Source organism: Mesorhizobium sp. M1C.F.Ca.ET.210.01.1.1, from assembly GCF_004791585.1.
In the GTDB taxonomy this organism is placed as follows: Bacteria; Pseudomonadota; Alphaproteobacteria; order Rhizobiales; family Rhizobiaceae; genus Mesorhizobium.
The window spans coordinates 36,577-56,462 of sequence record NZ_SRUU01000001.1 but is presented as its reverse complement, the minus strand read 5'-3'; the positions used below and the strand labels follow the sequence as shown (position 1 = coordinate 56,462).

Genomic DNA, 19,886 nt, shown 5'->3' with positions numbered 1-19,886 from the left:
CCAAGACCGGCTGCTTTGTCGCTTGGGCTACTCCGCCGCGCCTCTGAAGGCGCTGGCACCCGTCTCGAACTGCAGCTTGGCGAGCCGCGCATAAGTGCCGCCCCTGGCGACCAGGCTTTGATGCGTGCCTTCCTCGACGATGCGCCCGCCTTCCATCACCAGGATCCTGTCGGCCTTCAGCACCGTCGCCAGCCGATGGGCGATGACGATGGTGGTGCGGCCGCGCATCAGGTGCTCCAGCCCCGTCTGCACCAGCGTCTCGCTTTCGGCGTCGAGCGCCGAGGTCGCCTCGTCGAGCAAAAGGATCGGCGCGTCGCGCAGGATGGCGCGGGCGATCGCCACGCGCTGGCGCTGGCCGCCGGATAGCGTCACGCCGCGCTCGCCGACCTGGCTGTCATATCCCTTTTCGAGCTTGCCGATGAATTCGTCGGCAAGGGCCGCCTTTGCCGCCGCCTCGATCTCGGCGTCGCTGGCGCCCGGCCGGCCAAAGCCGATATTGTCGCGCACGCTCGCCGCGAAGATGGTGACGTCCTGCGGCACGATCGCGATGCGCCCGCGGATCGCGGCGGGATCGGCCTCGCGCACGTCGATGCCGTCGATGACGATGCGTCCGCTTTCCGGATCGTAGAAGCGCAGGATCAGCGAAAAGACGGTGCTCTTTCCCGCGCCCGACGGGCCGACGATCGCCACCGTTTCGCCCGGCTTCACCTGGAAGCTCAGGCCGTGGACGGCGGCCCGGTCCGGCCGCGCCGGATAGGAGAAGGAAACCTCGTCGAAGCTGATGGCGCCCTTGGCCTTGGCCGGCAGCGGCTGCGGCTCGGCGGGCGGCTGGATGGCAGGTCTTTCGGCCAGGATCTCGGTCAGCCGCTCGGCGGCGCCCGCCGCCTGCGACAGTTCGCTCCACACTTCAGACAGGGCGCCGAGCGCGCCGGCGGCAAACACTGAATAGAGCAGGAACTGGCCGAGCGTGCCGGCCGACAACGTACCGGCAAGCACGTCGCGCGAGCCGAACCAGAGCACCGCCACCACTGACGAGAAGATCATGAAGATGGCGAAGAAGGTGAGGAAGGAACGGGCAAAGACCGACGTGCGCGCCGCCTCGAAGGCGGCCTCAACCGCGGCCGAGAAGCGCCGCGTCACCAGCTTCTCGTTGGTGAAGGCCTGCAGCGTGCGCACGGCGCCGATCTGCTCGCTGGCATAGGCGGTGGCTTCGGCGAGCGTATCCTGCGCCAGCCGCGACTTGCGCCGCACCGAACGGCCGAAGGCGACCAGCGGCAGCACGATCAGCGGGATGGCGGCGATGACCAGGCCGGAGAGTTTCGGGCTGGTGAAGACCATCATCGCCACCGCGCCGAGGCCGAGGATAAGGTTGCGCAGCGCGACCGACGCCGTGGCGCCGACCGCCGATTTCACCTGCGTCGTGTCGGCGGCGAGCCGCGACACGATCTCTCCTGAATGCGCCTTGTCGAAAAAGGCCGGCGACAGGGTCGTGACATGGGCGAACACGTCGCGGCGGATATCGGCGACAATCCGCTCGCCGAGCGTGATGACGAAATAGTAGCGGCTGGCCGAGGCGGCGGCCAGCAGGGCCGCCATCGCCACGAGCGCCGCGAAATATTCCGCTATGAAGGTCGAGCCCGACGCCTGGAAGCCGTGATCGATCATGCGCCGCACGGCCATCGGCAGGGCCAGCGTCGTCGCCGCCGCCACTGTCAGCGAGATGATGGCGCCGACCGCCAGCTTCCGGTAGCGGGCGATATAAGGGAAAAGGCGCCTGAGTGGCCGGATCGAGCGCTTGCGCGCGTCTCCACTGACACCGATATCCGCCATGAGCGTTTCCTCTGGCCGCTTGCCGATCACGCGCTTCAATATGCGCTTGTCGCGGCCTTGTGATTCAATTCCGGCTGATGTATAGGCTCGCCGACCGTTTTTGAGGCCGTGGCTTTTCATTAGCTGCGGCTTCGAGTTTTAAAAAGGGGCGCATCGACGCAGGCCATAGGCCCGTCACCGGCGCCGGCAAGCCAGGAAATAAGACAATGAAGGCTGATATCCATCCCGACTACCACACCATTAAGGTCGTCATGACCGACGGCACCGAGTACCTGACCCGCTCCACCTGGGGCAAGGAAGGCGACACGATGAACCTCGACATCGACCCGACCACGCACCCGGCCTGGACCGGCGGCCAGCAGACCCTGCTCGACCGCGGCGGCCGCCTCTCCAAGTTCAAGAAGCGCTTCGAAGGTTTCGGCCTCTAAGCTCCTATCTTCTTTGTCTGAGATCAAAAACCCGCCTTCGAGGCGGGTTTTTTGTTGCCGGTATCAGACCGCTTATTCCGCCAACAGCTCCCTCAGCGCCATACGCTTGTAGGCCGCGACCAGCCTGTCGCCTTCCTCCCGGTCGACCGAGATCGCCAGCCGCACGGCGGCCTCGCCCATCTGCCAGACCAGAAACGCCGTCGTCTCCAGCGCAATCGGATCGGCGCCGGGGCGCAGGCGCTTCAACACCGCGACGAGGAATTCGGCATTGGCCCGGCTGTCGGCGAGTTCCAGTTCGCGCAGCGCCTTGTCGGCCTGCGTGCCCGACCAGATGTCGCGCATCACCGGCTCGGCCAGGAACAGCCGGTAATAGATGTCGACCAGCTCCGAAAACGCTTGCTTCAGAGCTTCGGCGTCGCTGACATCTTTCAGCGCTGAGGCGATGCAGGCCTGGCTTTCGGCGGTGTAGCGCTCGGCCAGCGCCCAGACGATCGCCCGCTTGTCCGGAAAGAACTGGTAGAGCGAGCCGATCGAAACCCCCGCCCTTTCCGCCACCTCTCCCATGCGCATGGCGTCGCTGCCCTGCTCGGCAATCAGTGACGAGGCGGCGGCAAGCATGCGCTCGACCCGCTCGCGGCTGCGCTGCTGCGTTGGCGCCCGGCGCGGCGAAGCGATGGCGGCCTGATCCGGCTTGGCGGCGACTTTTTCATCCATGGCTCTCTCCGGGCGATTTCTCGAAAACTAGCTTGACTCACAAAATACGAGGGTTTATCACGTTTTGCAAATGTGAGGATTTATCATGTTTGTAAACGAGGAGGTCGAGATGACTGACACGACACAGAAACCGATTTTGATCCTGGGCGGCACCGGCAAGACCGGGCGCCGGCTGGCCGAGCGGCTGACCGCAAAGAGCATTCCCGTACGGATCGGCTCCCGCGCAGGCACGCCGTCCTTCGACTGGCTGGACAAGGGAAGTTGGGACGCGGCGCTCGAAGGCGTCGGCGCCGTCTACATCAGCTACTATCCCGACATCGCCGTGCCGGGCGCCGCCGAAACCGTCGAGGCGCTAGCCCGGCTTGCCGTCGAGCGCGGCATCAAGCGGCTGGTGCTGCTTTCGGGCCGCGGTGAAACCGAGGCCCAACGCGCCGAGGAAATGCTGAAAGCCTCAGGCGCCGACTGGACGATCCTGCGCTGCTCCTGGTTCTCGCAGAACTTCAGCGAGGGCTTCCTCGTCGAAAACATTATCGAAGGCGAGGTCGGCTTGCCGGTCGGCGCTGTCGGCGAGCCCTTCGTCGATGCCGACGACATCGCCGATGTCGCCGAAACCGTGCTGACGGAGCCCGGCCATGTAGGCCAGCTCTATGAGCTCACCGGCCCGAGGCTGCTGAGCTTCGCTGAGGCCGTCGCCGAGATCGGCAAGGCCGCCGGCCGCGACATCCGCTTCCGGCAGATCTCACGTGCCGAATTCACCGAAGCGGTGGCAGCGCACAACTTGCCTCCGCAATTCGCTTGGCTGCTCGACGAGCTCTTTACGAAGGTGCTCGACGGCCGCAACGAGACGCTGACCGATGGCGTGCAGCGCGCGCTCGGCCGTCAGCCGAAAGACTTCTTCGCCTACGCAACCGAAACCGCCGCTAGCGGCATCTGGAGCAACTGAGATGATGAAACTTCTTCCCACCCTCACCTTCATCGCCGCGATCGGCGCGGGCGTCGTCGGCGGCGTGTTCTTCGCCTTTTCCAATTTCGTCATGGCAGCCCTTGCCCGGCTGCCCGTCCCAAGCGGTATCGTGGCGATGAATTCGATCAACATCACGGTGATCACCCCGACCTTCATGACGGCGCTGTTCGGCACAGGCCTCATCTGCCTCGTGCTCATTGCCGCCGTTCTCTTCGGCTGGAGCCAGTCTGGCTCATACTGGCTGCTTGCCGGCGCCGTGATCTATTTCATCGGCAATCCGATCGTGACCATGGTCTTCAACGTGCCGCTCAACGATACGCTCGCCGCCGTCGATCCGGACAGCGCCAACGGCGCCGCCGTGTGGGCGAACCATCTGAACCAGTGGGTGATGTGGAACCATGTCCGCACCGTCACCGCCATCGTGGCAATGGCCTGCTTCATCATGGCATTGATCTGAAGACCGCACTCCACAATGCAAAAGACCCCGCGTCAGGCGGGGTCTGTCTTCTTGTGCGTCGTGCGATCGACATGGCCAAGGTCGCGATCCGGGTCGATGACATCGCGGACCAATTGCTTGAGCTTCGCCGCATCCGGAAAGCCGCCGTCGCGCTTGCGCTCCCAGATAAGCTGGTCGTTGCAGGTGATGGTGAAAATGCCGCCGGTGCCCGGCACCAATGTCACCTCGCCGAGATCGGTGGCGAAGGTCGAGAGCAGCTCCTGCGCCATCCAGCCTGCACGCAAGAGCCAGTGGCATTGCGTGCAATAGGTGATGCGAACAGTCGGGAGCAGCTTGTCACTCATGCGGTTCGTCTCACTGATCAGGCCGCGCTGAGCTTGGCCATCGTCTCGTCGTCGACCTCGAAATTGGCGTAGACGCTCTGCACGTCGTCATCGTCCTCAAGGGTGGCGACCAGCTTCATCAGCGACTGCGCCCGCTCTTCGTCGACCGGGACATTGTTCTGCGGCCGCCAGATCGGCTTGACCGATTCCGCCTCGCCGAGCGCGGCTTCCAGCGACTTCGACACTTCGCCGAGATTTTCGAAGCCGCAATAGATGGTGTGGCCTTCCTCGTCCGACTCCACGTCGTCGGCGCCGGCCTCGATCGCGGCTTCCATCACCTTGTCGGCGCTGCCGGCAGAAGCCGGGTAGTAGATCTCGCCGATGCGGTCCCACATGAAGGACACCGAGCCGGTTTCGCCGAGCGCCCCGCCGGCCTTGGTGAAGGCGGCGCGCACATTGGAGGCCGAGCGGTTGCGGTTGTCAGTCAGCACCTCGACGATCAGCGCGACGCCGCCCGGGCCGTAGCCCTCATAGCGCACCGCCTCGTAGTTTTCGGCGTCACCGGCGGACGCCTTGTTGATGGCGCGCTGGATGTTGTCCTTCGGCATCGACACCGCCTTGGCGTTCTGCACCGCAAGGCGCAGGCGCGGGTTCATCGCCGGGTCCGGCGTGCCGGTCTTGGCGGCGACGGTGATTTCGCGCGCCAGCTTGGAAAACATTTTCGACCGCACTGCGTCCTGGCGGCCCTTGCGGTGCATGATGTTCTTAAATTGCGAATGGCCAGCCATGGCACCCCTGTCGTGTTCGGCTAGAGCATTTTTCGGCCGGAGCGATCGCCCGGCATCGGTTAAAATGCTCGAATTCAAAATTTCAGAACGCTGCAAGCATGCCTGCGAAGGCACACGGCGCTCTCTGTCGGAATGGCCGGCTTATAGATAAATCGGCTCAATTCGTCCAGACGCGCCGTCGAGCCGGCGCTGCGGCGCCGAGCACGGCCCGCATGGCAGGGCATCATCCCTCCAGGTCCGACTTGAGCCGATCGAGGATGCTGATGGCATGCCCCGCATACTGGCTGATCCAGCGGTCGTGGATCTGCCTGATCGGCAGCGCGTTGAGATGGTTCCAGCGCTCGCGCCCCTCGCGCCGCGCCACGACGAGGTCGGCTTCTTCGAGCACCTTGAGATGCATCATCACCGTGCAGCGGTCCATGTCCGGGAAAGCCACACAGAGCGCGCCGGTGGTCTGCGGCCGATCCTTCAGCCGGTCCAGCAACTCGCGTCGGCGCGGATGCGCCAAGGCTTTGAAAACATGGTCGTCCGCGGTTTGACTTGACATGTTATATTTCTATAACATATCGTTTGAAGCGGCAAGGAAGGAGCTGTGGATATGTCTCTTGGATTCAGGATTTCCGGACGCATCGGCAAACCGGTCGCCGAGGTCTTCGACGCCGTCGTCAATCCGACGAAGCTCAGCTCCTATTTCACCACCATTGGCGGCGCTTCCGCTCCGCTGGTCGCCGGCACCACCGTGACCTGGTGGAAGACCGTGCCTGTGGAGGTCGATGAAGTGACGAAGGACAGGCGCATCGTGCTGCGCTGGGACGCGACCGACGCCGAGCGCAGGCCGGCCTACAAGACCCGCATCGAGATGAATTTCGAGCCGCTTGACGACGGCGGCACCTTCGTCACCATCGCCGAGGAAGGATGGCTTGAAGGCGAGGCAGGCTTGAAGAAGTCCTATCTCAACTGCGAGGGCTGGTCGCAGATGCTGGCCTGCATGAAGGCCTATCTCGAATACGGCATCAATTTGCGCGACGGCTACTACCGCGCCGAGATGAAGGGCGAGCCCGCCAACGAAACCAACATCTGAGTCCCAACAACTGAGCCCCCAGCATCTGAGCCAAAGGCCCGGTCGTGAAGGTAACGCCGTTCCTGATGTTCGAAGGCCAGGCCGAAGAGGCCATGACCCTCTATTGCGAGACCATTCCGGAGAGCCGTGTCCTCGACGTCACGCGCTACGGTCCGGACGAGGACGGGCCCGAAGGGACGATCAAGCTCGCCCGCGCCTCCATCGGCGGCACGGAGATCATGATCTTCAACAGCCCGGTGCATCATGCTTTCACCTTCACGCCGGCGGCTTCGCTCTTCGTCGACTGTTCGTCCGACCAGGAACAGGAGCACATCATCAGCGTTCTTTCCAAGGACGGCGCGTTTCTGATGCCGGCCGGCAATTACGGCTTCAGCCGCCGCTTCGCCTGGTTCAACGACCGGTTCGGCGTCTCCTGGCAGATCAACCTGCCCTGAGCAATTCGAGGAGGATGTCGTGGAACTCAACCAAGCCCCGGTCGCCGAAGCCGGCATGCTGATCCGCCGGCCCGTCGCCGAAGTCTTCGAGGCGATCGTCGATCCGGCAATCACGACGAAGTTCTGGTTCACGCATTCCAGTGGCCGGCTCGACGAGGGCAAGCCGGTTCAATGGGAATGGCGCATGTACGGTGTCTCGACAAAGGTCGAGGTCAGCGAGATTGTTCCCAACGAAAAGATCGCCATGCGGTGGAGCGATCCGCCGACCACCGTCGTCTGGACTTTCACCCGGATGCCAGGCAACACGACCTTCCTCGAAGCCCGCAATTTCGGCTTCGCCGGCTCCGGCGACGAGCAGGTGAGCCAGGCAATCGGCTCGACCGGCGGCTTCACGCTGGTGCTCGCCGGCGCCAAGGCCTGGTTGGAGCAGGGCCTGACGCTCGGCCTGATCGGCGACCGTCATCCGAAGGGGCTATCGTGACGGGCTTCAATGCCCGTCGCCGGGCCTTTGCTCCTTCCGCCGCCGCGCCAGCATGTTGAGCCCCTCGACCAGGGCGGAAAAACCCATGGCGACGTAGATGTAGCCCTTGGGCACATGGTAGCCCATGCCGTCGGCGATCAGCGTCATGCCGATCATCAGTAGGAAGCCCAGCGCCAGCATGACGATGGTCGGGTTCTTGGCGATGAAATTGGCGAGCGGGGTCGCCGCCAGCATCATCACGCTCACCGCCACGATCACCGCGATGTACATGATGGCGATCTCGTCGGTCATGCCGACGGCGGTGATGATGGAATCGATCGAGAAGACGAGGTCGAGCAGCAGGATCTGGAAGATCGCGCCGGCCAGGCTCAACTGCAGCGTGCCCACCATCGTATCCTGATGGTCCTGCGGGTCGACCGTGTGGTGTATCTCCTTGGTCGCCTTCCAGACCAGGAACAGGCCGCCAGCGATCAGGATCAGGTCGCGCCAGGAAAAGCCGTGCCCGAGCGCCGTGAACACCGGCGTCGTCAGCTGAACGATGATCGAGATGGTGGCGAGCAGGATGAGGCGCATGACCAGCGCCGCCGAGATGCCAAGCCGGCGCGCGCGTGCACGCTGCGCTTCCGGCAGCTTGTTGGTGAGGATCGAGATGAAGATCAGGTTGTCGATGCCGAGCACCACCTCAAGCACCACCAGCGTCAGCAGGGCGATCCATGCGGTCGGATCGGAAACGAAGGCAAAGTGCGGCGCCAGGAATTCGACAAGCTGCATGAAGGTCGTCCCCTCTACGATCTGGAGCAGTTTCGTCGCCAGTTAGGTACTGGCCTCGCCCATATCAATGTCACGACCAGAAGGACGGTGCCGTTTCCTCAAGTCGCGGCCCGCGACGAAACGGCGCGATCTTTTCGGCAAGCCCGGTGCGATCGGAAATCTCGACGCCGATGCCGCACAGCGTCGCTGGTCCGTTCGCCGCCTCGAAACGGCCCTTCGGCACTTTCGACAGGAAGCGGTTGAGCGGTTCCTCCTTGTCCATGCCGAGCGAGGAATCATAGTCGCCGCACATGCCCGCGTCCGAAATATAGGCGGTGCCGCCGTTGAGGATCTGATGATCGGCCGTCGGCTGGTGCGTGTGCGTGCCGACCACCAGGCTGGCGCGGCCGTCGACAAAATGCGCGAAGCACATCTTTTCCGAGGTCGCCTCGGCGTGGAAATCGATGACGGCCGCATCGGCCTGCTCGCCGAGCGGGCAGGCCGCAAGCTCGCGCTCGCCGGCCTGGAACGGGTCGTCGAGCTCGGGATGCATGAAGACGCGGCCCATGATGTTGGCGACCAGCACCCGCGCGCCGTTCCTGGCGATGTAGACGCCCGAACCGCGCCCGGGCGTGCCCTTCGGGAAATTGGACGGGCGCAAGAAGCGCTCCTCGCGCGGCGCGAAGATCAGCGCGTCGCGCTGGTCCCAGACATGGTTGCCGGTGGTCACGACATCGGCGCCCGCAGCGATGGTTTCGCGAAAAATCTCCTCGGTGATGCCGAAGCCGCCGGCGGCGTTCTCGCCATTGACGATGACGAAGTCGAGCTTGAAATCGGAAATCAGCCCGGGCAGCTGCCCCCACACCGCCGTGCGCCCAGTTTTTCCAACCATGTCGCCGAGGAAGAGAAGTCTCATACGATCCTGCGCCGAAAGCCCGCCAAGCTGCATGACTTTCCGCAAAAGATCATGCGTTCCTCAAACGCTTTTCTACAATTCCGGCATGAACCGGCGCAACCCGCTCTCGGTGAGTATTTCCGGGATGATTACGTCGTGGTTCTCATCAGGCACCATCGCCACTTCCTGGCAGTCGAAGGCGATGCCGATCAGCCTCGGCGTCAGCCCCTTGTCGGCCAGCCTTGAGATCGCGCGGTCGTAGTAGCCGGCGCCGTAGCCGATGCGGTGGCCGCGCGCGTCGAAGGCGGCGAGCGGTATCAGCATCATCGACGGGTCCAGCACTTCCGCCTCTTCATGCGGCCCGACCGTGCCGAACCCCATATCGACCATCGGCGCGCCGCGCACCAGTTCGCGAAATTCGATCGTGGTCTTGTCGAGGATCGCCGGCAGGCAGAGCCTGGCGCCCTTTTCGCGCAGCGCGAACATCAGCGGCCGCACATCGACCTCGGAGCGCATCGGCCAGAAGCCGGAGACGATCTGGCCGGGCTCGACAGCGATCTCGTCGCGCGCCGTCTCAGCCATCTCGAGCGCGATTTCCACACGCCAGAATTCGTCGAGCGCATCACGGCGCGCCAACGCTTCCTTGCGGAGATGTCTTTTCAGGTCTCTGGAGGATGTCATGCGGTAACGCTAGAAAAGGCCGGATCGGGACGGAGCTGCAGGAGCGACGTTTTCTACCGCATATCCCAAAATCGGGACAGTGACGATCCACACAACCGGTGGAGAGGTCGATCCCGGGTGCCTACAAAGTAGGTGGGCGCCGTGTGAGAAAACCCACGGGTCTTCCCAGGGACAGCTCCCTAAGGATCGATAAGGCCCCGGGGATAAGTTTCTCCTGCCGGGAAGCGCAGACCGCCGACGCCAATATAGGCTGATGGCCGGCCAAGCGCCAGAGAAACGGACGCCGGGGGCGACGTTATTCGAACCGCCAAGCTCGTCCGTACAGACCCCACTCGACATCCCGCCCTTGCGTGCTCCGAGCCACCTCCTTACGGTCGCCGCAAAACGGCCAGGGAGAAGAAATGCGTTTCGAAGGCACCGCGGCTTACGTCGCCGACAAGGATCTGATGGTGGCGGTCAACGCCGCGATCGCGCTGGAGCGGCCCTTGCTGGTCAAGGGCGAGCCCGGCACCGGCAAGACGGAGCTCGCCCGCCAGGTGGCGGCGGCGCTCGGGCTGGACTTCATCGAGTGGAACGTCAAGTCGACCACCAAGGCGCAGCAGGGCCTCTACGAATATGACGCCGTCTCGCGGCTGCGCGACAGCCAGCTCGGCGACGACCGTTTCAGCGATATCAGGAACTACATCAAGCGCGGCAAGCTGTGGGACGCCTTCGCGGCACAGAAAAAGGTCGTGCTTTTGATCGACGAGATCGACAAGGCCGACATCGAATTCCCCAACGACCTCCTGCAGGAGCTCGATCGGATGGAGTTCTTCGTCTACGAGACCGGCGAGACGATCCGCGCCGAGTTCCGGCCGATCGTCATCATCACCTCGAACAACGAAAAGGAACTGCCGGACGCCTTCCTGCGCCGCTGCTTCTTCCACTATATCCGCTTTCCCGACATCGACACGCTGCACCGGATCGTCGATGTGCATTATCCCGGCATCAAGCAGAACTTGGTGCGCGCGGCACTCACCCAGTTCTACGAGATCCGCGATGTGCCGGGACTGAAGAAGAAGCCGTCGACCTCCGAGGCGCTCGACTGGATCCGCCTGCTGGTCGCCGACGACATCGCGCCGGAAGACCTGCGCGCCGACCCGAAGAACGCGCTGCCGAAACTGCATGGCGCGCTGTTGAAGAACGAGCAGGACGTGCACCTGTTCGAACGCCTGGCCTTCATGGCGAGACGCCAGCAATAGGTCGGCAGCAATAGCGCTTTCCCTCGCTGTGGACCGTTGCGGTCAAGCAGCCTCTCCCGCAGCTTCGGGCCAAAGCATTGGAGGAGAAAATGTCCGAGATCGCCATTCGCCCGCTTGCCCAGTCCGACCACGCCGACTGGCGCCGGCTGTGGGCCGCTTACCTCACCTTCTACGAGACCAAGCTGCCGGACGAGGTCTACGACGCCACCTGGAAGCGCCTGTTCACAGCGGGTGAATTCGAGCCGAAGGGTTTTATCGCCACGTTTCAAGGCAAGGCCGTCGGCCTCACCCACTTCCTCTACCACCGTTCGTGCTGGTCGCTGGTGAACAATTGCTATCTGCAGGACCTGTTCGCCGACCCGGAGGTGCGCGGCAAGGGCGTTGGCGCGGCGCTGATCAAGGCGGTGCAGGACGAGGCCGGCAAGATCGGTGTCAAGAACGTCTACTGGATGACGCACGAGACCAACACCACCGCGCGGCGGCTCTACGATCATGTGGCGAGGCGGACAGGCTTCATCGAGTACGATCTGCTATAAGGGGCCATGTTCATCCCCTTCTTCCTCGAACTGAAGGCCGCGCGGGTCCCCGTTTCGCTCCGGGAATATCTGTCGCTGCTGGAGGGGCTGGAAGCCGGACTGGTCGACTACGACGTCGAGGGCTTTTACTACCTCGCCCGCTCGGCCCTGGTGAAGGACGAGCGCCATATCGACCGTTTCGACCAGGTGTTCGCGCATGTCTTCAAGGGCGTCGAGGCGCTTGCCGGCCCGGACGCCGTCGATGTCGCCAACATCTCGGAGGAATGGCTGCGCCGGCTGGCCGAAAAGCACCTGACCGACGAGGAGAAGAAGCTGGTCGAGGCGCTGGGTGGGTTCGACAAGCTGATGGAGACCCTGAAGCAGCGGCTGGAAGAGCAGAAGGGCCGCCACCAGGGCGGCTCCAAATGGATCGGCACCGGCGGCACCTCGCCCTTCGGCGCCTATGGCTACAACCCGGAAGGCGTGCGCATCGGGCAAGCTGAGAGCCGCCATCGCCGGGCCGTGAAAGTCTGGGACAAGCGCGAGTTCAAGAATTTCGACGATGCGGTCGAGCTCGGCACCCGCAACATCAAGGTGGCGCTGAAGCGGCTGCGGCGCTGGGTGCGCGAGGGCGCCGAGGAGGAGTTCGACCTGGCCGGCACGATCCATGCCACCGCCGAGCATGGCTATCTCGACGTCAAGACGCGGCCCGAGCGGCGCAACGCGGTGAAGCTCTTGATGTTCTTCGATGTCGGCGGCTCGATGGACGATCATATCCGCAGCGTCGAGGAACTGTTTTCCGCCGCCCGCGCCGAGTTCCGCCAGCTCGAGTATTTCTACTTCCACAACTGCCTCTACGAGCGCGTCTGGAAGGACAATCGACGCCGGCTCGCCGAGACGATCCCGACCTTCGATCTGCTCCACAAATACGGACCGGACTATAAGGTCATCGTCGTCGGCGACGCTTCGATGAGCCCCTACGAGATCGCGCATCCCGGCGGCTCGGTCGAGCATTGGAACGCGGAAGCCGGGAGCGTCTGGCTCGCAAGGCTGCTGCAGCAATGGCCGAATGCGGTGTGGCTGAACCCAGAAAGCGAGAAGAACTGGCGCTACACCCACTCGATCCAGTTGATCAGCGACATCTTCGGTGGCCGCATGTTCCCGCTGACGCTGGCCGGTCTCGAAGCGGCCACGAAGCAGCTTTCGAGGAAGCACTGACTTCCTTCTGGGGTGGGCAGGTCTGTAACAAACGCCTATCTTCGTGCGAATATAGCTTGCAACCAACAACGAGCCGCCAAGGCCGAGGAGATTTCATGGACACCCACGCCTACCCCGTCACCCGCACCGATGCGGAGTGGCGCGCCCGGCTGACGCCGGAGCAGTACGCCGTCATGCGCAACCACGGCACCGAGCGCCCCGGAAGCTGCGCCCTGCTTTACGAAAAGCGCGCCGGCACCTTCTTTTGCGTCGGCTGCGACCAGCCGCTGTTCGAATCCAAGCTGAAGTTCGAGAGCGGCACCGGCTGGCCGAGCTTCAACGATCCGGTCCCGGGCTCGATCGAGACCACCGTCGATCGCAGCTACGGCATGGTCCGCACCGAATGCCATTGCGCGCGCTGCGGCAGCCATCTCGGCCATGTCTTCGAGGACGGCCCGCCGCCGACCGGCCTGCGCTACTGCATCAACGGCGTGGCGCTGCGGTTCGAGCCGTCGGTCTGAACGATCACAACGCAACTCAAGGGCGGCTTCGGCCGCCCTTTTTATTTGCGGACGGTCCTCAGGCGACAACCGTCGCGATCAGCCAGAGCGCCGAGCCAAGCATCATCAGCGATGCCTTGGCGCCGCCGGCTTTCTCTGCCGTCCGCCAGACAGCGAGGGCGAGGAAGATGTTGTAGGGCACGGGGAGAAAATGCACCGCCAGCACCAGCCAGAGCGGCAGCTTCAGCCCAAGGAGCACAAGCGCCAGCGCGGACGAGGCGATGTTGATCACTGTCCCGGCGAGCAGCATGTCGCGCCAGAACAGCCGGTCGAGCGGAACTCTGCCTTGCCAGCGCGAGCGGAAGAAGCCGGCAAGCATCTGTCGCCTACTCCTGCTTCAGCACTTCGGTCACGGCGCGCTCGAAGCGCGAGCATTCCGTCACCAGCCAGTCGGTCATGGCTGGCCAGTTGTCCTCGGCAAAGCAGTTGACCCGCCACTGCGAATTGATGCCGAGGTTTTGCGCGCTCTGCTCCGGCCTGAGCTTCAGCCGCGATTCGATCGCCGGCTGGAACGGCTTCAGCCGGGTCCAGACCTCGGTGGCGCCGAGCTTCTCGTTGCGGCCGAAGAAGACGCCGACCACGTTCTCGCTGGGCGCGACATACATGGAAAGCACCAGGGCGAACTCCGGCATTCCGCGCTGCCAGAACCAGGGACCGCGCCGCGCCAGCCGGGCCCTTTCTTCCGGATGCCGCTCTGCGAACAGCGCCCAGAAGCCGCGATGGCGGAACTCCGAAGCGCGATGGCCGCCGAAGTCGAACTCGCTCATGGCCGCCTCCGGCCGCGAGCCTTACACCATGCCGAGCGCGGCCTTGTACAGATCGAGGATCGACTCCTCCTCCTGGCGCTCGGCCTGGTCCTTCTTGCGCAGCCGGACGATGGTGCGGATCGCCTTGGTGTCGAAGCCGGTGCCCTTGGCCTCGGCATAGACGTCTTTGATGTCGTCGGAGATCGTCTTCTTCTCTTCCTCGAGCCGCTCGATGCGCTCGATGATGGCGCGCAGCTGGCCGGCGGCTACAGTCTGGCTGGTCTCGGTGATCTCGTCGGCCATTTTTCTCTCCGCGTTTTTCACGCCGCGGCGATTCCCGCCCCGGCAAAATGGAGCGGGTTCGATGCCCGAGCAGGCGCGGCGGGTCAAGACATTATCGATGCGGCATGAAGGGATGCTGCCAGCGGTCTTTTCACAGCATCGACCTTTGTCCGTCAGGTGAAAGCGACCAGCAGATCCTTGGCGTCGATCTGGTCGCCCGCCTTGACCAGCACTTCGGCCACCACGCCGTCGCGCTCGGCGTGCAGCGCCGTCTCCATCTTCATCGCCTCGATCGAGAGCAGCACATCGCCCGCCTTGACGGCCTGCCCGGCGGCAACCGCAAGCGCTGACACCACGCCCGGCATCGGCGCGCCAATATGCGCCTCGTTGCCGGGCTCCGCCTTGCGCCGCGCCTTGGCGGCCGATGCGCCATGCGCACGGTCCGGCACCTTGACGCGGCGCGGCTGGCCGTTGAGCTCGAAGAAGACGGTGACCATGCCCTTTTCGTCGACATCGCCGAATGCCTGGCAGCGCACCACCAGCGTCTTGCCCTTCTCGATGTCGACGAAGATCTCGTCTTCCGACTTCATGCCGTAGAAATAGGTCGGCGTCGGCAGCACGCTGACTGGACCGTAGGTTTCCTGCGCAGCGGCGAAATCAGTGAAGACCTTCGGATACATCAGCCAGGAGGCGAACTCGAACTCGCTGAGCTTGCGCTCGAGCTTGTCTTCGATCTCCTTGCGGCTGGTTTTGAGATTCGCCGGTTTCAGCAGCGAACCGGGCCGCGCGGTGATCGGCTTCTCGCCCTTCAGCGCCTTCTTCTGCAACGCTTGCGGCCAACCGCCGGGCGACTGGCCGAGGTCGCCACGCAGCATCGAGACGACCGAATCCGGGAAGGCGATGTCCTTGGCCGGGTTCTCGACATCGGCGACGGTAAGATCCTGGCTCACCATCATCAGCGCCATGTCGCCGACCACCTTCGACGACGGCGTCACCTTGACGATGTCGCCGAACATAAGATTGACGTCGTGATAGGCCTGCGCCACCTCATGCCAGCGGGTTTCCAGGCCGAGCGAGCGCGCCTGCTCCTTGAGATTGGTGAACTGGCCGCCCGGCATTTCGTGCAGATAGACTTCCGAGGCCGGCCCTTTCAGATCGCTCTCGAAAGCGGCGTACTGGTTGCGCACGGCCTCCCAGTAGAAGGAGATGTGGCGGATCCACTGCGGGTCGAGCCCAGGATCGCGCCCGGTTCCCCTCAGCGCCTCGACGATCGAGCCGAGGCAGGGTTGCGAGGTGTTGCCGGAGAAGGAATCCATCGCCGCGTCGATGGCGTCGACGCCGGTTTCGACCGCCGCCAGCACCGTCGCCGCCGACAGGCCGGATGTGTCGTGCGTGTGGAAATGGATCGGCAGGTCGGTCTCTTCGCGCAGCGCCTTGAACAGCACCCGCGCCGCCGATGGCTTCAAAAGCCCGGCCATGTCCTTGACGGCGATGATGTGCGCGCCGGCCGCTTCCAGTTCCTTCGCCAGGCCGACATAATATCTGAGGTCGTATTTGGCGCGCGCCGGGTCGAGGATGTCGCCGGTGTAGCACATCGCCGCCTCGATCAGCTTGCCCTCGGCGCCCACCGCGTCCATGGCGACGCGCATGTTCTCCACCCAGTTCAGGCAGTCGAAGACGCGGAACAGGTCGACACCGCCGGCAGCCGCTTGGCGGACGAAATGCTGCACGACATTGTCGGGATAGTTGGTGTAGCCGACGCCGTTGGCGCCGCGCAGAAGCATCTGCAGCAGAAGGTTGGGGGCTGCCTCGCGCACTCTGCCCAGCCGCTCCCACGGGTCCTCGGTGAGGAAGCGCATGGCGACGTCGAAGGTCGCGCCGCCCCAGCACTCCAGCGACAAGAGTTGCGGCAGCGCCCGCGCATAGGTGCCGGCAATGCCGGCGATGTCATAGGTGCGCATGCGCGTGGCGAGCAGCGATTGGTGCCCGTCGCGCATCGTCGTGTCGGTGACCAGGACCTGGCTTTGCGCTCTCATCCAGGCCGCGAACTTCTCCGGCCCGAGCGCGTCGAGCTTCTGCTTGCTGCCGTCCGGCACCTTGCCGTTGAGATAGGGCACGACAGGTGCCGCCGCGTCGGCCTTCGGCATCGGCCGGCCGCGCGTCTCGGGATGGCCGTTGACGCTGACATCGGCCAGGTAGTTGAGCAGCTTGGTGGCGCGGTCCTGCCGCTTCACCTGCTGGAACAGCTCCGGCGTCGTGTCGATGAACTTGGTCGTGTAGGAATTGTCGGCGAAGCTCGGGTGGTTGATGATCGCTTCGAGGAAGGTGAGGTTGGTCGCCACGCCGCGGATGCGGAATTCGCGCAGCGCCCGGTTCATGCGCGCGATCGTCTCGGCCGGCGTCGGCGCCCATGCCGTCACCTTTTCGAGCAGCGGATCATAGAAGCGCGTGATGACCGCGCCCGAATAGGCGGTGCCGCCGTCGAGGCGGATGCCGAAGCCGGTCGCGCCGCGATAGGCGGTGATGCGGCCATAGTCCGGGATGAAATTGTGCTCCGGATCCTCGGTGGTGATGCGGCACTGCAGCGCGTGGCCGTTGAGCTTGATGTCCTTCTGCGCCGGGACGCCCGATTCCGGCGTGCCGATGGCGAAGCCGTCGAGGATATGGATCTGCGCCTTCACGATGTCGATGCCGGTCACCATCTCGGTGACGGTGTGCTCGACCTGGATGCGCGGATTGACCTCGATGAAGTAGAACCTGCCGGTGTCGGCGTCCTGCAGGAACTCGACGGTGCCGGCGCCGATATAGCTGGTCTCGCGCGCGATCTTCAGCGCATAGCCGCAGAGCTCCTCGCGCAGAGCCTCGCTGAGATAGGGCGCCGGCGCGCGCTCGACGACCTTCTGGTTGCGGCGCTGGATCGAGCAGTCGCGCTCGAACAGATGCACGGCGTTGCCATGGGTGTCGCCCAGCACCTGCACCTCGACATGGCGGGCGCGCTCGATCAGCTTTTCGAGATAGACCTCGTCCTTGCCGAAGGCGGCCTTCGCCTCCCGCTTGCCTTCCATCACTTCGCGGGCGAGGTCGGCCTCCGAGCGGATGGCGCGCATGCCGCGGCCGCCGCCGCCCCAGGAGGCCTTGAGCATCACCGGATAGCCGATCTTGGTGGCGAGCTTCTTCACCGCTTCCATGTCGTCCGGCAGCGGGTCGGTGGCGGGCACCACCGGCACGCCGACCTCGATTGCCAGATTGCGCGCCGCGACCTTGTTGCCGAGCCGGCGCATCGTCTCCGGCTTCGGCCCGATGAAGGTGATGCCGGCCGCCGCGCAGGCCTCGGCGAATTCCGGACTTTCCGACAACAGGCCGTAGCCCGGATGGATCGCGTCTGCCCCGGACAGTCTGGCAACGCGGATCACCTCGTCGATCGAAAGATAGCTTTCGATCGGCCCCATATCTTTGTTGAGATGCGGCCCGCGCCCGACCTGGTAGCTTTCGTCGGCCTTGAAGCGATGCAGCGAATATTTGTCCTCTTCCGCCCAGATCGCCACGGTTTTGAGGCCCAATTCATTGGCCGCGCGAAAGACGCGGATGGCGATTTCGGACCGGTTGGCGACGAGGATCTTCGTGATTGCCAAGGACTGGGCTCCAGCAGCGGAAGGTGAGATGGACGGGCAATGATTAGCGTGAAAATGCTGCAGCGCAAACAAAATACCGCGACACCTAAAACGATTTAAATCCTCTGTTTGCGCCAGGGCTGCCGCTGCCGTTCCCCACAAAGCGGTTCAGGGACGATTTGCGGGTTGTCCTCGATGCGAGACGCCGCCGCCGACGGGACGACGGTACCCGTCAAGAAAAAATGCCCGGCGCTGAGCGCCGGGCATCCGAAAAGTCGGCTTCTGTTTGCCGGCTTATTTCTCGAAGTAGTTGTACTTGCCGTCCTCGCCCTTCTTCCACTCGTAGATGACATAGTCCGGACGGGTGATGTCACCCTTGGAGTCGTAGCCGATCTCGCCGATGGCGGTCTTCCACGGGCCGCCGGACTTGATCACCTCGGCGACCTTCTGCGCGTCGTCGGCCGAACCGACCTTGGCAATGGCCTGGGAGATGATCTGGATCACGGCATAGGAGTAGAGCGTGTAGGCTTCCGGTTCGAAGCCGGCAGCGCGGAACTTCTCGACCACTTCCTTGGCGGCCGGATTCTTGCGCGGATCCGGAGCGAAGGTGTTGAGCGTGCCGGCAACGGCGTCGCCGGCGATCGAGGCCAGCTCGTTGGAAACGATGCCGTCGCCCGAGAACAGCGGCGCCTTCAGGCCCTGGTCGGCCGACTGACGGATGATCAGGCCGGCTTCCGTGTGCAGGCCGCCCCAGTAGATCAGGGTGACGCCGTTTTCCTTCATCTTGGCGATGAGGGCGGAGAAGTCCTTGTCGCCGACATTCACGCCTTCATACATCACTTCCGTGATGCCGCCGGCATTCAGGTTCTTCTTGGTCTCGTCGGCGAGGCCCTGGCCGTAAGGCGTCTTGTCGTGGATGATGGCGATCTTGGCGTCCTTGAAGTTCTTGGCGATGTAGTCGCCCGCCACCTTGCCCTGCTGGTCGTCGCGACCGCAGGTGCGGAAGGTGTTCCACAGGCCGCGCTCGGTGAGCTTCGGATTGGTCGCGGCGGGCGTCATGACGAGGATGCCGTTTTCCGCGTAGACTTCCGACGCAGGAATGGTCACGCCCGAATTGAAGTGGCCGTCGACGAACTTGACGCCGTCAGCGACGAACTTGTTGGCGACCGAAATGCCCTGCTTGGGGTCGGAGACGTCGTCGCCGATCTCGAGCTTGAGCTGCTGTCCATTGACGCCGCCGGCCGCGTTGATGTCGGCGACCGCCTGTTCCGCGCCCTTCTGCAGCTGCGCGCCGAAGGCGGCGTTCGGGCCGGTGATCGGACCGGCGACGCCGATCAGGATGTCAGCCCACGCGTTGCCGCTGAACGCGATGAACGCGGTCAGCGCCACGGCGGACAAAAGTGATTTTTTCATTGAAACGCTCCCATTTACGGAGTGGGCGTGGATGATACTTTCATGCGATGCCCACCCTTATCGCAGAAAGCATAGAATGCCGATTTTCAGGCACTTGTCACGCCCATTCATCCCTGAAACGGCGTTAAACATGAACTTCAGCCCTTCGGCTTCCAGCTCAATAAGGAAGCTCTTTCGTAGAGCCAATTATACTGTGTGACCATCTGGTTGGTGCGTGTGTATTGATAGCCGAGGAAGCCCAGTATCATCAGCACGATGGTGTCGACGATATAGTAGTGCAGCGAGAACATCGTGCCCCAGAACAAGGCATGATGGATGAACCTGATGCCGATTCCGAGCCCCAGCATGTAGAGGAACAGCCGGAAATGGCTGCTCCAGGTCTGCGCCGCCGCCTTGCCGGTCATCCATGCCGCCCAGCCGCCGAGCAGGCAGGTGACGAACAGGAATTGCCAGATCGACGCTTCTTCGTAGAGAACGCCTTGCATGATTGATGTC

24 protein-coding genes and 1 other RNA gene are annotated in these 19,886 nt (G+C 63.8%); 10 read left to right on the top strand and 15 right to left on the bottom strand.

Going from position 1 to position 19,886, the window contains the following annotated elements:
* Positions 1–27 precede the first annotated feature (27 nt).
* Entirely contained in the window at positions 28–1,830 is a 1,803-nt protein-coding gene (locus EN853_RS00300) for an ABC transporter transmembrane domain-containing protein (RefSeq protein WP_127857301.1), read from the bottom strand.
* 206 nt (positions 1,831–2,036) lie between these two features.
* Between EN853_RS00300 and rpmE the strand changes: the two genes are divergently transcribed.
* Positions 2,037–2,258 (top strand): 50S ribosomal protein L31, encoded by a 222-nt coding sequence (gene rpmE / locus EN853_RS00295; RefSeq protein WP_040974396.1) that lies wholly within the window; start codon positions 2,037–2,039, stop codon positions 2,256–2,258.
* 72 nt (positions 2,259–2,330) lie between these two features.
* On the opposite strand, the gene EN853_RS00290 is transcribed toward rpmE, so the two are convergent.
* Entirely contained in the window at positions 2,331–2,972 is a 642-nt protein-coding gene (locus tag EN853_RS00290) for a TetR/AcrR family transcriptional regulator (RefSeq protein ID WP_127857300.1), read from the bottom strand.
* Between the two features lie 109 nt (positions 2,973–3,081).
* Here EN853_RS00290 and EN853_RS00285 point away from each other — a divergent pair, with 109 nt between their 5' ends.
* Both EN853_RS00285 and EN853_RS00280 read left to right on the top strand, forming a co-directional pair.
* The gene (locus EN853_RS00285) at positions 3,082–3,915 is read left to right on the top strand and encodes an NAD(P)H-binding protein (RefSeq protein WP_127857299.1); all 834 of its coding nucleotides are present in this window, start codon (positions 3,082–3,084) and stop codon (positions 3,913–3,915) included.
* Between the two features lies 1 nt (position 3,916).
* Positions 3,917–4,393: a DUF1772 domain-containing protein gene (locus tag EN853_RS00280; RefSeq protein ID WP_127857298.1), complete on the top strand. Its 477-nt coding sequence runs from the start codon at positions 3,917–3,919 to the stop codon at positions 4,391–4,393.
* A gap of 32 nt (positions 4,394–4,425) precedes the next feature.
* On the opposite strand, the gene EN853_RS00275 is transcribed toward EN853_RS00280, so the two are convergent.
* The 3 genes from EN853_RS00275 to EN853_RS00265 all read right to left on the bottom strand — a co-directional run bounded on the left by EN853_RS00275 (position 4,426) and on the right by EN853_RS00265 (position 6,051).
* On the bottom strand, positions 4,426–4,737 hold the full coding sequence (locus EN853_RS00275) for a SelT/SelW/SelH family protein (RefSeq protein ID WP_127857297.1): 312 nt from the start codon (positions 4,735–4,737) through the stop codon (positions 4,426–4,428).
* 17 nt (positions 4,738–4,754) lie between these two features.
* Complete coding sequence (locus tag EN853_RS00270) at positions 4,755–5,504, bottom strand: YebC/PmpR family DNA-binding transcriptional regulator (protein ID WP_127857296.1); 750 nt, start codon at positions 5,502–5,504, stop codon at positions 4,755–4,757.
* A 223-nt stretch (positions 5,505–5,727) separates the two neighbouring features.
* Positions 5,728–6,051, bottom strand: a complete 324-nt coding sequence (locus EN853_RS00265) for a helix-turn-helix domain-containing protein (protein WP_127857295.1) — start codon at positions 6,049–6,051, stop codon at positions 5,728–5,730.
* A gap of 51 nt (positions 6,052–6,102) precedes the next feature.
* On the opposite strand from EN853_RS00265, the gene EN853_RS00260 reads away from it, so the two are divergent.
* From EN853_RS00260 to EN853_RS00250, 3 genes are read left to right on the top strand one after another with little or no spacing between them, the layout of a single operon-like run.
* A complete protein-coding gene (locus EN853_RS00260; protein WP_127857294.1) occupies positions 6,103–6,585 on the top strand; it encodes an SRPBCC domain-containing protein in 483 nt (160 codons plus the stop codon).
* Positions 6,586–6,629: 44 nt separating this feature from the next.
* Positions 6,630–7,019 (top strand): VOC family protein, encoded by a 390-nt coding sequence (locus tag EN853_RS00255; RefSeq protein WP_281061474.1) that lies wholly within the window; start codon positions 6,630–6,632, stop codon positions 7,017–7,019.
* A gap of 19 nt (positions 7,020–7,038) precedes the next feature.
* Positions 7,039–7,500 carry an SRPBCC family protein gene (locus EN853_RS00250; RefSeq protein WP_127857293.1) on the top strand — a complete coding sequence of 154 codons (462 nt, stop codon included), beginning with the start codon at positions 7,039–7,041 and terminating at the stop codon, positions 7,498–7,500.
* Between the two features lie 6 nt (positions 7,501–7,506).
* Here EN853_RS00250 and EN853_RS00245 read toward each other — a convergent pair whose 3' ends face one another.
* The 4 genes from EN853_RS00245 to ssrS form a co-directional block, all read right to left on the bottom strand.
* Positions 7,507–8,271 carry a TerC family protein gene (locus EN853_RS00245; RefSeq protein WP_127428631.1) on the bottom strand — a complete coding sequence of 255 codons (765 nt, stop codon included), beginning with the start codon at positions 8,269–8,271 and terminating at the stop codon, positions 7,507–7,509.
* A gap of 70 nt (positions 8,272–8,341) precedes the next feature.
* On the bottom strand, positions 8,342–9,166 hold the full coding sequence (locus EN853_RS00240) for a YmdB family metallophosphoesterase (RefSeq protein ID WP_127857292.1): 825 nt from the start codon (positions 9,164–9,166) through the stop codon (positions 8,342–8,344).
* Between the two features lie 72 nt (positions 9,167–9,238).
* On the bottom strand, positions 9,239–9,826 hold the full coding sequence (locus EN853_RS00235) for a 5-formyltetrahydrofolate cyclo-ligase (RefSeq protein ID WP_127857291.1): 588 nt from the start codon (positions 9,824–9,826) through the stop codon (positions 9,239–9,241).
* 80 nt (positions 9,827–9,906) lie between these two features.
* Positions 9,907–10,062: non-coding RNA, 6S RNA (gene ssrS, locus EN853_RS00230), on the bottom strand.
* A gap of 165 nt (positions 10,063–10,227) precedes the next feature.
* On the opposite strand from ssrS, the gene EN853_RS00225 reads away from it, so the two are divergent.
* The 4 genes from EN853_RS00225 (at position 10,228) to msrB (ending at position 13,300) form a co-directional block, all read left to right on the top strand.
* Positions 10,228–11,067: a MoxR family ATPase gene (locus EN853_RS00225; protein WP_127857290.1), complete on the top strand. Its 840-nt coding sequence runs from the start codon at positions 10,228–10,230 to the stop codon at positions 11,065–11,067.
* A gap of 89 nt (positions 11,068–11,156) precedes the next feature.
* Positions 11,157–11,603 carry a GNAT family N-acetyltransferase gene (locus tag EN853_RS00220; protein ID WP_127857289.1) on the top strand — a complete coding sequence of 149 codons (447 nt, stop codon included), beginning with the start codon at positions 11,157–11,159 and terminating at the stop codon, positions 11,601–11,603.
* Positions 11,604–11,609: 6 nt separating this feature from the next.
* On the top strand, positions 11,610–12,800 hold the full coding sequence (locus EN853_RS00215; protein ID WP_127857288.1) for a VWA domain-containing protein: 1,191 nt from the start codon (positions 11,610–11,612) through the stop codon (positions 12,798–12,800).
* A gap of 95 nt (positions 12,801–12,895) precedes the next feature.
* Positions 12,896–13,300 (top strand): peptide-methionine (R)-S-oxide reductase MsrB, encoded by a 405-nt coding sequence (gene msrB, locus EN853_RS00210; protein ID WP_127857287.1) that lies wholly within the window; start codon positions 12,896–12,898, stop codon positions 13,298–13,300.
* A 58-nt stretch (positions 13,301–13,358) separates the two neighbouring features.
* Here the strand turns inward: msrB and EN853_RS00205 are convergent, their stop codons facing one another.
* The 6 genes from EN853_RS00205 to EN853_RS00180 form a co-directional block, all read right to left on the bottom strand.
* The gene (locus EN853_RS00205) at positions 13,359–13,658 is read right to left on the bottom strand and encodes a hypothetical protein (protein ID WP_127857286.1); all 300 of its coding nucleotides are present in this window, start codon (positions 13,656–13,658) and stop codon (positions 13,359–13,361) included.
* Between the two features lie 7 nt (positions 13,659–13,665).
* Positions 13,666–14,106, bottom strand: a complete 441-nt coding sequence (locus EN853_RS00200; protein ID WP_127857285.1) for a hypothetical protein — start codon at positions 14,104–14,106, stop codon at positions 13,666–13,668.
* 21 nt (positions 14,107–14,127) lie between these two features.
* Complete coding sequence (locus EN853_RS00195; protein WP_040974416.1) at positions 14,128–14,388, bottom strand: DUF2312 domain-containing protein; 261 nt, start codon at positions 14,386–14,388, stop codon at positions 14,128–14,130.
* Between the two features lie 152 nt (positions 14,389–14,540).
* Positions 14,541–17,999, bottom strand: coding sequence for a pyruvate carboxylase (pyc, locus tag EN853_RS00190; RefSeq protein WP_127857284.1), 3,459 nt, complete (start codon positions 17,997–17,999; stop codon positions 14,541–14,543).
* 273 nt (positions 18,000–18,272) lie between these two features.
* Positions 18,273–19,391: a branched-chain amino acid ABC transporter substrate-binding protein gene (locus tag EN853_RS00185; protein ID WP_127857283.1), complete on the bottom strand. Its 1,119-nt coding sequence runs from the start codon at positions 19,389–19,391 to the stop codon at positions 18,273–18,275.
* A 137-nt stretch (positions 19,392–19,528) separates the two neighbouring features.
* The gene (locus EN853_RS00180) at positions 19,529–19,876 is read right to left on the bottom strand and encodes a DUF6867 family protein (RefSeq protein ID WP_127857282.1); all 348 of its coding nucleotides are present in this window, start codon (positions 19,874–19,876) and stop codon (positions 19,529–19,531) included.
* Positions 19,877–19,886 lie beyond the last annotated feature (10 nt).